The sequence below is a fragment of the Neorhizobium sp. P12A genome (genome assembly GCF_008365395.1).
Classification (GTDB): Bacteria; Pseudomonadota; Alphaproteobacteria; order Rhizobiales; family Rhizobiaceae; genus Rhizobium.
In genome coordinates this window covers 156,042-169,625 of sequence record NZ_QOVX01000009.1, presented here as the reverse complement: position 1 = coordinate 169,625, position 13,584 = coordinate 156,042, and the positions used below count along the sequence as shown (strand labels likewise).

11 protein-coding genes are annotated in these 13,584 nt (G+C 59.0%); 6 read left to right on the top strand and 5 right to left on the bottom strand.

All coding sequences use genetic code 11. The annotated features are described in order from the left end of the window. Positions 1 to 243 precede the first annotated feature (243 nt). On the top strand, positions 244 to 1,119 hold the full coding sequence (gene yghU / locus DTW90_RS23235) for a glutathione-dependent disulfide-bond oxidoreductase (protein ID WP_132526354.1): 876 nt from the start codon (positions 244 to 246) through the stop codon (positions 1,117 to 1,119). Positions 1,120 to 1,241: 122 nt separating this feature from the next. Here yghU and DTW90_RS23230 read toward each other — a convergent pair whose 3' ends face one another. The 4 genes from DTW90_RS23230 to DTW90_RS23215 all read right to left on the bottom strand — a co-directional run bounded on the left by DTW90_RS23230 (position 1,242) and on the right by DTW90_RS23215 (position 5,590). Then, on the bottom strand, positions 1,242 to 2,354 hold the full coding sequence (locus DTW90_RS23230; RefSeq protein ID WP_132526352.1) for an ABC transporter ATP-binding protein: 1,113 nt from the start codon (positions 2,352 to 2,354) through the stop codon (positions 1,242 to 1,244). A gap of 3 nt (positions 2,355 to 2,357) precedes the next feature. After that, positions 2,358 to 3,299: a carbohydrate ABC transporter permease gene (locus DTW90_RS23225; protein ID WP_132526350.1), complete on the bottom strand. Its 942-nt coding sequence runs from the start codon at positions 3,297 to 3,299 to the stop codon at positions 2,358 to 2,360. Further along, on the bottom strand, positions 3,296 to 4,249 hold the full coding sequence (locus DTW90_RS23220; RefSeq protein ID WP_132526348.1) for a sugar ABC transporter permease: 954 nt from the start codon (positions 4,247 to 4,249) through the stop codon (positions 3,296 to 3,298). The genes DTW90_RS23225 and DTW90_RS23220 overlap by 4 nt, the downstream gene beginning before the upstream one ends. An 81-nt stretch (positions 4,250 to 4,330) precedes the next feature. Next, positions 4,331 to 5,590 (bottom strand): ABC transporter substrate-binding protein, encoded by a 1,260-nt coding sequence (locus DTW90_RS23215; RefSeq protein WP_132526346.1) that lies wholly within the window; start codon positions 5,588 to 5,590, stop codon positions 4,331 to 4,333. Between the two features lie 267 nt (positions 5,591 to 5,857). On the opposite strand from DTW90_RS23215, the gene DTW90_RS23210 reads away from it, so the two are divergent. Then, positions 5,858 to 6,985, top strand: a complete 1,128-nt coding sequence (locus DTW90_RS23210) for a LacI family transcriptional regulator (RefSeq protein WP_132526344.1) — start codon at positions 5,858 to 5,860, stop codon at positions 6,983 to 6,985. A 33-nt stretch (positions 6,986 to 7,018) separates the two neighbouring features. Here the strand turns inward: DTW90_RS23210 and DTW90_RS23205 are convergent, their stop codons facing one another. After that, positions 7,019 to 8,185 (bottom strand): dihydrodipicolinate synthase family protein, encoded by a 1,167-nt coding sequence (locus DTW90_RS23205; protein WP_246665017.1) that lies wholly within the window; start codon positions 8,183 to 8,185, stop codon positions 7,019 to 7,021. 270 nt (positions 8,186 to 8,455) lie between these two features. Here DTW90_RS23205 and DTW90_RS23200 point away from each other — a divergent pair, with 270 nt between their 5' ends. The 4 genes from DTW90_RS23200 (at position 8,456) to DTW90_RS23185 (ending at position 13,534) form a co-directional block, all read left to right on the top strand. After that, entirely contained in the window at positions 8,456 to 9,502 is a 1,047-nt protein-coding gene (locus tag DTW90_RS23200; protein ID WP_149341263.1) for a LacI family DNA-binding transcriptional regulator, read from the top strand. A gap of 123 nt (positions 9,503 to 9,625) precedes the next feature. After that, a complete protein-coding gene (locus DTW90_RS23195) occupies positions 9,626 to 11,239 on the top strand; it encodes an acyl CoA:acetate/3-ketoacid CoA transferase (RefSeq protein ID WP_149341261.1) in 1,614 nt (537 codons plus the stop codon). After that, the gene (locus DTW90_RS23190; RefSeq protein ID WP_149341259.1) at positions 11,232 to 12,011 is read left to right on the top strand and encodes an enoyl-CoA hydratase/isomerase family protein; all 780 of its coding nucleotides are present in this window, start codon (positions 11,232 to 11,234) and stop codon (positions 12,009 to 12,011) included. The genes DTW90_RS23195 and DTW90_RS23190 overlap by 8 nt, the downstream gene beginning before the upstream one ends. Next, positions 12,011 to 13,534, top strand: coding sequence for an aldehyde dehydrogenase family protein (locus DTW90_RS23185; RefSeq protein ID WP_149341257.1), 1,524 nt, complete (start codon positions 12,011 to 12,013; stop codon positions 13,532 to 13,534). The genes DTW90_RS23190 and DTW90_RS23185 overlap by 1 nt, the downstream gene beginning before the upstream one ends. Positions 13,535 to 13,584: the final 50 nt, after the last annotated feature.

The window sequence follows — 13,584 nt, the reverse complement described above, 5'->3', positions numbered from 1 at the left end:
TGAGAAAACCTTTTCTCATTGTCGCTGTCAAGTGGGAAAAGGTTTTTTCACCTCAAGATCAAAACTATGGTAGGCGACCGGCTTTCGGTGAGGCCGGACGCGCTCGGTAAATCTTTTTTGAACCGGCAGATGACACCAGGAGAGACGCTTGCCGCTGACAAGGGCTGGTTGCGTCTGTTATGTCCCAAGGGAGCAGGCGAGGTCTCGTGATCGCTCGCAGCAGCAAACGCCAGGAGTTTAGGAATGACCGATTCGTCCGAATATACGCCCCCGAAGATCTGGACCTGGAATAAGGAAAGCGGAGGCCGGTTTGCCAATATCAACCGCCCGATCGCTGGACCGACGCATGACAAGGAACTGCCGATCGGCCGTCATCCCCTCCAGCTGTATTCGCTGGGAACGCCGAACGGCGTGAAGGTCACCATCATGCTGGAAGAGCTGCTGGCGCTTGGCCACAACGGTGCGGAATACGACGCGTGGCTGATCAAGATCGGCGATGGCGACCAGTTCGGTAGCGGTTTCGTCGACATCAACCCGAATTCCAAGATACCGGCGCTGATGGACCGCAGCAGCGAAAAGCCGATCCGCGTTTTCGAATCCGGTTCAATCCTGATGTATCTCGCGGAAAAGTTCGGCGAATTCCTGCCGACTGACCCGGCCAAGCGCGCAGAATGCCTGTCTTGGCTGTTCTGGCAGATGGGCAGCGCGCCCTATCTCGGCGGCGGCTTTGGCCATTTCTATGCCTATGCGCCGTCGAAGATCGAATATGCAATCGACCGTTTCGCGATGGAAGTGAAGCGCCAGCTCGATGTGCTCGATCGCCGCCTTGCGGAAAGCGAATATATGGCGGGAGCAGAATACACCATTGCCGACATCGCAATCTGGCCCTGGTATGGCGGTCTCGTGAAGGGATGGCAGTATGGCGCTGCGGAATTCCTGCAGGTCGAAAGCTACGAGAATGTTCAGCGCTGGGCGAATCTGATCGGCGATCGGCCGGCAGTGAAGCGCGGGCGCATGGTCAACCGCGTCTCCGGCGAACCGTCAAGCCAGTTGCATGAACGTCACGACGCCAACGATTTCGATACAAAGACCCAGGACAAGCTGGCGGCAGGGAACTGACCGTTCCCAATCGAATCGAATGGACGGTTGTCGCAAGGGCGATCGTCCATCTAACCGCGCAGCCTGAATAGGGTTGCGCGGCGCCGGTTTGGAATTCCATCCAATCAGCTATTGAGCGGCGCTCAAGCGATCCGCTGCTGGCTTTGCGGATCGAAATATACGGCCTTGTCGAGATTGAATGCCAGGCGCGCATTCTGTCCGGGCGCTATGCGGGCATCGGCTCTTAGGCGGGCGACAACTTCCTTGTTGCCGAGCTTCGTTACCGCGAACGTATCGGAGCCTGCCGGCTCCACAACGTCGATCAGGCAGTCGCTTTCAACGAGCGAACGGGCGTTCTTGTCCGCACCGTCAGTGTCGGTCAGCGCTTCGGGGCGTATGCCGAATATGATCTGCTTCCCGGAATAGGACGACAGGCCCGAGACATGCGTCGCCGGCAATCGTATTGGCTGAGCATCGGGCCGCGGCAGCGAAACATGAAGGTCGTTGCCGGAGCCCTCAACCGTTGCAGTTAGAAGGTTCATGGCGGGCGATCCCATGAAGTCAGCCACAAAGAGATTGGCCGGGTTATTGTATATCTCGGCGGGCGTTCCGAACTGCTGCACTTCCCCGTCGCGCATCACGGCGATCTTGGTGGCGAGGGTCATCGCCTCGATCTGGTCGTGGGTGACATAGACGATGGACGTTCCAGTCGCCGCATGCAGACGCTTGATTTCGATGCGCATGTCTACGCGCAGTTTGGCATCGAGATTGGACAGCGGTTCGTCGAACAGGAACAGTTTGGGATCGCGAACGAGGGCCCGCCCCATCGCCACGCGCTGGCGCTGGCCGCCGGAGAGCTGGCTCGGCTTGCGGTCGAGCAGATGGCTGATCTGCAGCACTTTCGCGACTTTATCGATCGCCTTCTTGCGCTCGTCTGCGGGGACGCCGCGCATCTCCATGCCGAAGGATATGTTTCCCGCGACGGTCATGTTGGGATAGAGCGCATAGCTCTGGAACACCATTGCGATATCGCGCTTGGAGGGATGCAGATCGCCGATGGCGCGGCCGTCGACACGGATCTCGCCTTCGGTGACTGTTTCCAGACCCGCAATGGTATTCAGCAACGTGGATTTGCCGCAACCCGAGGGGCCGACGAGCACGAGAAAGCCGCCCTTCTCCAGCTCGAGATTGATCCCCTTGAGGATTTCCAGGGAGCCGAAGCGCTTCCGAAGACCAGAAATTTCGAGGAAAGCCATGGGTTATCCTTTGACGGCGCCTGCCATCAGTCCGCGCACGAAGTAGCGGCCGGCGACGACATAGACGATAAGAGTGGGCATGGCTGCGATCATCGCCGCTGCCATATTGACGTTGTATTCGACCACGCCGGTCGATGTGTTGACGACGTTGTTCAATGCGACGGTCATGGGCATGGAATCCCCGGTCCCGGCGTAAGCCGAGGCAAAGAGGAAGTCGTTCCAGATGTTGGTGAACTGGTAGATGACCGTCACCACGATGATCGGAACCGAATTCGGAAGCACGATCCGCCGGAAGATCTGGAAGAAGCCTGCGCCGTCCACCTGGGCAGCCTTGATCAGCTCGGTGGGGAAGGCTTCATAGAAATTGCGGAAGAACAGGGTCGTGAAGCCGAGACCATAGACGACATGCACGAAGACGAGATTGACGGTCGGATTGCCGAAGCCGAAAGTGAAACCAGTGGCACCCTGCAGCGTACCACCGAAGCGTCCAAGGCTGCCGAGGATCGTCGCCATCGGCAGCAGCACCGACTGGAAAGGAATGAAGCAGGCAAACAGCATCAGTCCGAACACCAGCGTGTGGCCGCGGAAACGCCATTTGGTCAGCACGTAGCCGTTCAACGCGCCGAGCAATGTGGAGATCAACACTGCGGGAACCACCATCTTGATGGAGTTCCAGAAGTAGCCCTTGATGCCGGCGCAGGTCAGGCCGACGCAGGCCTGGTCCCAGGCCTTGATCCAAGGCTCGATGGTCGCCGATGTCGGCAGCGCCAACATATTGCCGTTCTGGATCTCGTCCATCGTCTTGAATGAGGTCACCAGCATGACGAACAGCGGCATCAGGTAGACGATCGCGAAGAGAAGGAGGAGCCCGTAAATCACGATCCGGTTGAGCAATCTCATTCTGCTGAGGTGACGTCCGGCGTCCGAAGATATGGCGACGCTCATCGTGCTTTCTCCCGAAGCTCGGAATAGAGATAGGGAACGATGATGGCGGTGATCGTCATCAGCATGATGATGGCGCTGGCCGATCCCACTGCCATCTCATTTCGCTTGAAGGTGTATTCGTACATGAAGTTCGAGGGCAGCCATGCCGATCCGCCCGGCCCGCCGCTCGTGAGCGCGACCACCAGGTCGTATGATTTGATCGCCATGTGGGCGAGCACGATAAAGGCCGAAAGGAAGATCGGCCGCAGAAGCGGGATGATGATGCGTCGATAGAGCTGAAACGGGGTTGCGCCATCGATCTGCGCCGCTTTCAAGATCTCCCCATCGATGCCGCGCAAGCCTGCCAGGAACATGGCCATGACGAAGCCGGAAGCCTGCCATACGCCGGCGATGACGACCGTGTAGATCACGAAGTCCTTGTTCTTTATCCAGTCGAAGTGAAAACTGGTCCAGCCCCAGTGATGCAGCGTTTGCTCCAGTCCGAGACCGGGATCGAGAAACCATTTCCAGGCAACGCCGGTCACGATGAAGGACAGCGCCATCGGATAGAGATAGATCGGCCGGAGTACGCCTTCGCCGCGGATCTTCTGATCAAGCAGGATTGCGAGCAGAAGGCCGAGCGCCAGGCAGATGCCGATATAGAGTAGGCCGAAGATGGCCATGTTGGTGATCGAGGTATACCAACTGGACGGAGGATCGCTCTCGAACGTCCAGCCCCAAAGTCTTTGATAGGCGCGTGCGCCCGTCAGCGTGTAGTTGGGGAAAGTCTTGGAGTTGGTGAAGGAGAGATAAGCGGTCCAGACGATGAAGCCGTAGACGAAAAACAGCGTTATCAGAAAGCTGGGCGCGAGCACGATCTTCGGCAGCGCATTCTGCATTCGCGTACGGATGGAATTTCGCTGAGCACGCTCCGGTGTCAGGCTGATTTGGGGGCTTGTAACGGTGCTCATTGATATCATCCCCTCCCAGGGACTTGGTCGCTTGAACTCCCCCGCGTGAAGCGGGGGAGAAGCCGTTCGCAGAGGAGAAGCTTACTTGGCGTCGTCGATTGCCTTGACCAGCTCGGTAACCGCCTGGTCGGATGTCTTGATCTGGCCGTGGACGAACTTGGACACGACGTCCTTGTAGGCATTGGCAACGGCAGGTGGTGCGCCGTAGCCCTGGGCCAGCGAGCCGAAAAGAGTGCCGCCGCTGTTGGCAGCCTTCAGGTCGGCCATGCCCTTCTTGCCGCAAGCGTCGAAAGCGGTGTCAGGCACGTCAGTGCGGGCCGGGACCGATCCCTTTACGACGTTGAATGCCGACTGGAAGCTCTTCGAGAGTGTCGCTGTCGCCAGAGCAACCTGAGCTGCCTTGCGGTCTGCCGGCACGTTGAACATGCCGAACATGTCCGAGTTGTAGATCACGCTGCCTTCGGTGCCCGGGAAGCGGTAGCAAAGGAAGTCCTTATCCGGGGTCTTCTTGGCTGCGACGAATTCGCCCTTGGCCCAATCGCCCATGACCTGGACGAGAGCGTCGCCCTTGATGACCATTGCGGTTGCAAGGTTCCAATCGCGGCCGGAGAAGTTCGGATCGACATACTTGATGATCGTTGCGAGGTTGTCGAAGGACTTCTTCATCGTGTCGGACTTCAGCGAATCCTCATCGAGATCGTTGAAAGCCTTCTTGTAGAATTCCGGTCCACCCGTCGAAAGAACGATCGAGTCGAACATCGTGGCTTCCTGCCAGTTCTGGCCGCCGAGCGCGAGCGGAACGACGCCTGCAGCCTTCGCCTTGTCAAGCAACGCGATCAGATCGTCGAAAGTCTTCGGCTGCGTGCCGCCGATCTTGTCCATGACGGCCTTGTTGATCCAAAGCCAGTTGACGGAGTGCACGTTGACCGGTGCGGCAACCCATTTGCCGTCATAGACGGAAAATTTCTGCAGAGCCGCCGGAACGGCCTTGTCCCAGCCTTCCTTCTTGGCGGTCTCGGTCAGGTCGCCCATGACGCCGGCCTGTGCATAGTCGAGAACGGTGTATCCGAGCATCTGCGATGCCGTCGGATAAGTGCCTGCTGCGACCATCGCCTTCAGCGCGGTCATGGCAGCGTCGCCGCCGCCGCCCGCGACAGGCACGTCCTTCCACGCAAAGCCTTCCTTGGCCAGATCGCCCTTGAGCACGTTGAGCGCCGCTGCTTCGCCGCCCGACGTCCACCAGTGAAGCATCTGGACTTCCTTGACGTCAGCCGCATGAGCTGCGCCGCAGCCCGCCGCCATCAGCGCTGCTATTGCCGTTGTTACCATGAACTTGCGCATCGTAATCCTCCCGTTTGCAAGTCGTCCAAGCGAAGGCAATCCTTCGCTCCCCTCAAAGCCGTCCCGCGTTCAGCGGGAAGCAATTCTCCCAGCGCGGCCTCACTCACCGCAAAAATATTTAAAACGTTATAAATTCTCGGAAGTCAAGTCCCCGTCGGCCATTTCAGCGATTCTGTTAAATCATTGATAATATGAAATATTTCTGCAAATAATTTCCGTGATGCCACGGAGATTCGCGTTGGTAAACCACCGCAAACGTTTCTGCAAATGCATTTGCACTTACCGGCCGAACGGCGTACAAAGCGGTTAATTCGATGCTGGCCGAGTATTCCCTTGAAAGACACCCCCGGAAGATCGGCGTCCTCCCCGGCGCCCGTACGCAAAAGCACCAAGCCGACGCTCCGCACGATTTCCGAAATGACTGGGTTTGCTGTTACGACGGTCTCCCGGGCGCTTGGAAACGCTCCGCAGATTTCGGTCGAAACGCGAAAGCGGGTTCATGAGGTCGCAGCCCAGATCGGCTATCTGCCTGACCGCGCCGCGCAACGCCTGAAAACCGGCAAGACGAACGTCATCGGCGTCCTGCTCGATCCGCACGAGGAAATCCTCGGCTACGGCATTTCTCTCATGCATGGATTGGCCAAGGCGCTGAAGGACACACCCTATCATCTCATCATCACGCCCAACTTCATAAATGGCAGCAATGTCGATGCCGTGCGCTATCTTGTGCGCAACGGCATGGCGGACGGGCTGATATTTTCCCGGACCGAGCCTTTTGACCCGCGCGTTCGGCTGCTGCTCGAAACCGGTTTCCCCTTCGTCACCCACGGAAGGACGGAGTTCACGACCGAGCACCCCTATGTTGATTTCGACAATTTCAGTTTCGCTTACGAGGCGACTAAGCGCTTGATTTCGCGTGGTCGGCAAAGGCCGATGATCATTCTCCCCCCGAGAAGACTGACTTTCTCGCAGCACATGCTGCACGGTTTCATGACGGCTGTTCGCGAAGCGGGAGTTGATTACGAAATCCCCGAGGAAATCAATCTGGACTGTCCCGTGGACCAGATCAGAGATTTCATGAGTCGGCGGGCAGCGCAGCCGAATGCGCCTGACGGGTTTGCCTGTGGGGGCGAGGTCTCGGCGCTGGCGACCATAACCGGGATGGGCGACCACGGTCTGACACTGGGCAAGGAATATGATGTCGTTGCCAAGCGCACTTCGAAATTGTTGAGCCAGATCCAGCCCAAGGTCGAGACCATCTACGAAGACCTGACCGATACTGGTGAGCGGATGGGGCGCGTCCTGCTTGCCAGAATTGCGCGTGATGCCACGACCGAAATGCAGGTTTTGCTGAAACCTCAATTCAGCTTTCCGATGTGGGCTGGCGCTGTTTAGCATCGCTTTTGTCCCGATCTGTGATCGATGGCGTCATCCCATTCCGTACACGCTCGCAAGGCTGGTCATCCGACGAGCGGCGAGCTCCGGCCTGTCCAAAACATTGGCTTTGTCGGCCAGCCGGAAAATGTCGGCGTAGTGGAGAATCCCGCGCGCCGATTGCAGGCCGGCAGGCATCGAGAAGTGAGACTGGTGACCATTCAGCCAGGCGAGAAAGACGACGCCGGCCTTGTAGTACTGTGTCGGCGCCTCGAATATCTTTCTCGACAGCGGGACGGTGGGTTCGATCACGGATCGGAATTTTGAAATGTCGCCGTCTGCCAGCAATGCGAGCGCTTTCGACGCTGAGGGCGCCACGGCGTCGAAGATGCCAAGAAGCGCATGGCTATAGCGTTTGCCATCGCCTTCGATCAGTTCGGCGTAGTTGAAATCGTCGCCGGTGAAACAGAGCACGCCTACCGGGAGGTTGTTGCGAAGACGAACTTCCTTCTCGTTGTCGAGAAGCGAGATCTTGATGCCTTCCATTTTGCTTTTGTTCTCGGCGATGATCGAGAGCACACATTCCAGGGCCGGCTCGAACTGCTGGCTGCCCCAATAACCCCTCAGGTTCGGATCGAACATATCGCCCAGCCAGTGCAGAACAACCTTGTCCTTTGCCTGGGAAAGAATGCGTCCGTAAACCTTGCCGTAGTCGTCTGCAGACTTTGCAACTCTGGCAAGCGCGCGGCTGGCCATCATGATCGCGCGACCGCCGTTCTTTTCCACGAATTCGATCTGGGTTTCGTATGCCTTGATGATGTCATCAAGCGATCTGGCGTCCGCTGCGGGAAGGTGGTCCGTTCCTGCTCCGCACGCGAGGTCGGCGCCTTCTATATGCCTTGCCTCGGCGAGCGACCGGCCGATCAGTTCCTGCGCGCCGGCCCAATCAAGGCCCATCCCTCGTTGTGACGTGTCCATTGCTTCGGCAATCCTGAAACCCAGGCTCCAGAGATGGCGGCGAAAAGCGATCGTCGCATCCCAGTCGATCGCCGGGCGGTCCCAGGGATCGGTCTCTGCCTTGGGGTCGGACACGACATGGGCGGCGGCATAGGCGATGCGATTGAAAACCGGCGGTCGGGAAGGTCGCTCTATCGGTGTGCCGACAAGCCGATATTCCTCGACGGAACCGTCGGCAGCGGGAAGATTTACTGTCAGCGTCACGGTGCTCCTCCTCATCGTCGACTGGTGAAATAATTTAGAACGTTCCAAATAGCAAGAGGATTTTTCCAAGCCGATGACCGAGATTTCGGCACATCAGATAGGGAAAGTCATCGATGTTTGTGGATTTAATATAGTTATATCAGTTAGATAATTGTTTCGAAATTTCCAAGAATGCTATTAGCTGTTCTTTTGGGCTGTGAGCTCTTGACTTATATGGAACGTTCCAATTAATTAATAGCCGTAATTGGCGATCACTGAAGGAGGAGGTCCGTGGCGAAGGGGCGCGTTACCGTCGTGGATATTGCGAAGGCTGCCGGCGTATCGAAGTCGACGGTCTCGCTGGTTCTGCAGGGGTCGCCGCTGGTCAACGAGGGCACTCGGGCAAAGGTCACTGCGACAATGCGGGATCTCGGCTATGTCTATAACAGGGGTGCGGCCAGTCTCAGGCAGGCAAACGGCAGGTCGAAGATCATCGGCATTGTCGTGAATGATCTGACCAACAGCTTCTTTGCGGAGCTTGCCGTGGGCGTCGACATGGTCGTTCAGTCTGCGGGGTTCGTCCAGTTTCTTTCCAACACCGGCGAGAGCATCGATCGCCAGCGTGAAGTGATTGCGTCGATGCGGGAGCACGGGATTTCGGGTCTCATCGTTTCGCCGGCACGCGCGACCGAAGCGGCTGATTTCAAACCGCTGGTCGCCGCTGGAATTCCGGTTGTCGTTGCGGTTCGAAACGTGCCGGGAACAAAGGTCTCGTCCATCGTTTCCGACAATCGCGCGGGGACCTATGCTGCGGTCGAGCATCTCGCGTCACTCGGCCATCGACGGATCGCTTTCCTCGGCGGGTTTCCCGATACGGCCGTGTTCGACGAAAGGCTGGATGGCTACCGTGAGGCGCTGTCGGCCGCAGGGCTGGAAAGCCCGTCGGAGCTTGTCATCTCCTCGGCGCCTTCCAGGGCAGGTGGCGTGGACGCGATTGGTCGAGCTCTGTCTATACCGGACAGGCCTACCGCGGCGGTCTGCTTCAACGACGCGGTTGCCTTCGGCGTCTGTGACGGGTTGCGTGCACGCAGAATGGAACCCGGCCGCGATTTCGCGGTCGTCGGGTTTGACGATGTCATCGAGGCAAAGACCGCAGTTCCGGCTCTCACGACGATATCGGTCGATCCGCAGGGCATGGGCAGGCGCGCGGCCCAGCTGCTGCTGAAGCAGATCAATGCCGGCAAGGCCGATGCGGAATCGATCGTCAATTCAGTCCGGCTCGTCATCCGAGAGAGCTGCGGCGCCAAACAGAAGCAGTCGGAGAGGAAGTTGGCGTGACTCTGCGGCGGAACGGCGAGCAGCGCGCGGGGACGGATCAATCTCTCACGAGCGATCCTATGATCTGGAAACGCTGCCGCAGCGGTGCGGCGCTGAAAAGTGAAACGGGAATTTGAGCAAGAGATGAGCAAACACATCACCCCGACCGAAGCGGCAGCCCTGATACCTGATGGCGCGATCGTCTCGGTCTCGTCCTCCAGCGGCCTCGGCTGCCCCGACCTCATGCTCAGCGCAATCGGCGAACGCTTCGACGCGACGGGGCATCCAAGGGACATCACGACGCTTCACCCTATTGCCGCGGGTGATATGAGCGGCATTAGGGGTGTCGATTACATCGCGAAGAAGGGCTTACTAAAGCGCATCCTCGGTGGCTCCTATCCCTCTGGGCCATCGACGTCAGAACCGCCGCTGATCTGGCAGATGATAACGAACAACGAGATCCCGGCCTACAATATCCCGTCGGGCATCATGTTCGACATGCACCGCGAAGCCGCAGCGAAGCGACCGGGCGTGCTGACGAGGATCGGCCTCGATACGTTCGTCGATCCGAAGCGCCAGGGCTGCGCGATGAACGCAGCGGCGGGCGAAGAGCCTGTCGTGAAGCGCGTTTCGTTCGAGGGAGAGGAATGGCTTTATTTCCCCGCGATCATTCCACAGGTGACGATCATACGGGCGACCACTGCCGACGAACGCGGCAATCTTACCTATGAGCACGAGGGCGCCTATCTCGGCGGCCTCGACCAGGCGCTTGCTGCCCGTAACAACGGCGGAATTGTCATTGCCCAGGTCAAGCGCATTACCAAGCAGGGCTCGCTGAAACCGCACGATGTCCGGGTTCCGGGGATGCTGGTTGACTATGTTGTGGTCGACCCTGATCAGAAGCAGACGACGCAAACCCTTTATGATCCTGCGATCTCAGGCGAGATTTTTCGTCCGCTCGAGACCTTCCGGGTGCCCGAATTCAATATTCAGAAGGTGATCGCACGGCGTGTCGCACAGGAATTGCAGGCAAACAGCTGCGTTAACCTGGGCTTCGGCATTTCGGCGAACGTCCCGCGAATCCTGATGGAGGAGGGGCTGCATGGTGCCGTGACATGGGTGATCGAACAGGGTGCTGTGGGCGGCGTTCCACTGCTGGATTTCGCCTTCGGCTGTGCTTCCAATGCTGACGCGTTCATGCCTTCGCCCTATCAGTTCACTTACTTCCAGGGTGCCGGTTTCGACGCGTCGCTGCTCTCCTTCCTCGAGATCGGCCGCGATGGTTCCGTCAACGTATCGAAATTGTCCTTTCGGCCGCATGTGACTGCTGGGGCCGGCGGCTTTGTCGACATTACGGCGCGGGCAAGAAAGATCGTCTTCTCCGGCATGTTCAATGCCGGCGCAAAGCTCGCGATCGCCGACGGCAAGCTGATCGTCGAGAAGGAGGGCAAGCTGAAGAAACTGGTGAACGAGGTCGAGCACGTCACTTTCTCTGGTCGCCGTGCGATCGAGCAAGGCCAGGACATTACCTATGTCACCGAACGTTGCGTCATGAAGCTCACCGGGGATGGCATCACGCTTACGGAAGTAGCGCCGGGTGTCGACCTGCAGACGCAGGTCCTGGATCAGGCGGAATTCCCATTGATCGTAGCCGACAATCTCAAGCTCATGGATGTTAGGCTTTTTGCCGAGGGCCTTATCGGCCTCTCCCTGCCGACTAAGCCCGCGCGTGCTCTGGAGGGAAGTTTCAATGGCTGAGGGAACCGTCCGGGTCGAGATCGAGGATCACATTGCAGTCCTGACCGTCTCGCGGCCCGACAAGCTGAATGCGCTAGACCTCGACATGCTCAAGTCTCTTTCGGCGGCGGCAGACGAAGTCGAAGCCAATCCGGTCGTTCGCGTCGCAATTCTCACCGGCGAGGGAAGAGCCTTTTCGGCCGGCGGAGATATCAAGGCATGGGGCGGAATGGAAGCGCAGGAGTTCGGGCATGCGTGGGTGCGTTATGGGCATCGCGTCTTCGAGCGGCTGGCAACGCTGCGCGTGCCTCTGATTGCCGCACTCAACGGCCATGCCCTCGGTGGTGGCCTTGAACTCGCCGGTCTTGCCGACATCCGGATTGGGGAAGGGCAGATCAAGATCGGATTGCCGGAGACGGGACTCGGAATGGTGCCCGGCTGGTCCGGCACGCAACGTCTGGTGAAGAGGTTCGGTGCCCAGGTCGTCCGCCGCATGGCGCTCGGTGGCGAGGTGTTCACGGCCGAGGAAGCCCGCCTGCTCGGCCTTGTCGACATCGTCTCGCCAACCGGCGGCGCTCTCGAAGCAGCCAGGAACTACGCGAAACGGGTGGCATTGCGAGGACCGGCGGCACTTGAGATCGTAAAGCTCATGATTGCCTCGGCGAGTGGCGAGGATAACGGATCAGCCGTCGAAGCGCTGGGATCGATCCTTGTCGCCAAGACCGCGGACCTTAGGGAAGGCGTTGCCGCATTCAGCGAGAAACGTGCCGCAAATTTCGAGGGAGGATGGTAATGACGGTTCTAGTGAATCCAAGGGCGCTGAGCGACCACAAGGCTCGCCATTTCAAGATGCTGATCGGTGGTGAGTGGGTCTCCGCCAGCGCGGACCCGATTGAACGCGTTGCGCCAAGCCATGGTGTTGTCGTCAGCAGCTTCCAGGCAGGTTCCAAGGCTGATGCGGAACGGGCCATCTCCGCTGCCCGAAACGCCTTTGATAACGGACCCTGGCCGCGCATGACCGGATCGGAGCGCTCCAGAATCCTCTTGAAGGCTGCCGATCTCATTGCCGCCCGATCGGAGGAGTTGGCCTATCTGGATGCGATCGAAGCGGGAAAGCCGATCAGCCAAGTGAAAGGCGAGATCGCCGGCTCCGTCGACATATGGCGCTACGCGGCAGCGCTCGCACGCGACCTCCACGGCGAGAGCTACAATACGCTGGGCGAAGCTACGCTCGGCGTCGTTCTTCGCGAAGCCATCGGCGTCGTCTCCATCATCACCCCATGGAATTTTCCGTTCCTGATTGTCGGCCAGAAGCTTCCCTTTGCCTTGGCAGCGGGCTGTACGACCGTGGTGAAGCCGTCGGAGTTGACGTCCGGATCGACGCTGGTGCTGGGCGAGATCCTGCAGGAGGCGGGGGTTCCTGATGGCGTCGTCAACATCGTGACGGGCACCGGCCCCGAGGTGGGAGCCGTCATAACATCCCACCCGCAGGTGGACATGGTCTCCTTCACCGGCTCTACCGGCGTCGGAAAGCTGACGATGACAAATGCGGCGCAGACATTGAAGAAAGTCTCGCTGGAGCTGGGCGGCAAGAACCCGCAGATCGTCTTCCCAGATGCCGATCTCGAAGCGTTCATCGATGCCGCGGTGTTCGGCGCCTATTTCAATGCCGGCGAGTGCTGCAATGCAGGTTCGCGGCTCATCCTTCACAAGAGCATCGCCAAGGACGTGGTGAGCCGCGTCTCGGAACTGGCGAGGGGTGTCAAGGTTGGTGATCCGCTTGATCCGACGACCCAGGTCGGCGCGATGATCACTCCGCAGCATCTCGAGAAGGTTGCCGCCTACATTGCCGGCGCGAAAGACAAGGGCGTCGAAGTGGCGCATGGCGGGGAAACCCTGGATCTCGGCATGGGTCAGTTCATGGCGCCGACCATCCTATCAGGCGTGATGCCCGATATGGCGGTCGCGCGTGAAGAAGTCTTCGGGCCGGTTCTCTCGGTTCTGACATTCGAGACGACCGCAGAGGCCGTCGAGATCGCAAATTCGGTCGACTACGGCCTTTCTGCAGGTGTCTGGAGCCGTGATTTCGATACCTGCCTGACGATCGGGCGAAAGGTTCGGGCCGGGACTGTCTGGATGAACACCTTCATGGATGGTGCGTCCGAGCTTCCGTTCGGCGGATACAAGCAGTCCGGCCTCGGCCGTGAACTCGGTCGCCATGCGGTTGAGGATTACACCGAGACAAAGACGCTCAATATGCATATCGGCGCCCGCACGGGTTGGTGGATGCCGCAGGCCGCCGACAGCCGCGGATAGAAACAGCACGCCGGGGAGGGCGGCTCGGGGCATACGCTATGTGCCTCGGG

Coding starts and splice junctions, on each gene's coding strand:
- yghU (WP_132526354.1), top strand. CDS start 244: ATGACCGATTCGTCCGAATATACGCCCCCGAAGATCTGGACCTGGAAT.
- DTW90_RS23230 (WP_132526352.1), bottom strand. CDS start 2,354: ATGGCTTTCCTCGAAATTTCTGGTCTTCGGAAGCGCTTCGGCTCCCTG.
- DTW90_RS23225 (WP_132526350.1), bottom strand. CDS start 3,299: ATGAGCGTCGCCATATCTTCGGACGCCGGACGTCACCTCAGCAGAATG.
- DTW90_RS23220 (WP_132526348.1), bottom strand. CDS start 4,249: ATGAGCACCGTTACAAGCCCCCAAATCAGCCTGACACCGGAGCGTGCT.
- DTW90_RS23215 (WP_132526346.1), bottom strand. CDS start 5,590: ATGCGCAAGTTCATGGTAACAACGGCAATAGCAGCGCTGATGGCGGCG.
- DTW90_RS23210 (WP_132526344.1), top strand. CDS start 5,858: ATGCATTTGCACTTACCGGCCGAACGGCGTACAAAGCGGTTAATTCGA.
- DTW90_RS23195 (WP_149341261.1), top strand. CDS start 9,626: ATGAGCAAACACATCACCCCGACCGAAGCGGCAGCCCTGATACCTGAT.
- DTW90_RS23190 (WP_149341259.1), top strand. CDS start 11,232: ATGGCTGAGGGAACCGTCCGGGTCGAGATCGAGGATCACATTGCAGTC.
- DTW90_RS23185 (WP_149341257.1), top strand. CDS start 12,011: ATGACGGTTCTAGTGAATCCAAGGGCGCTGAGCGACCACAAGGCTCGC.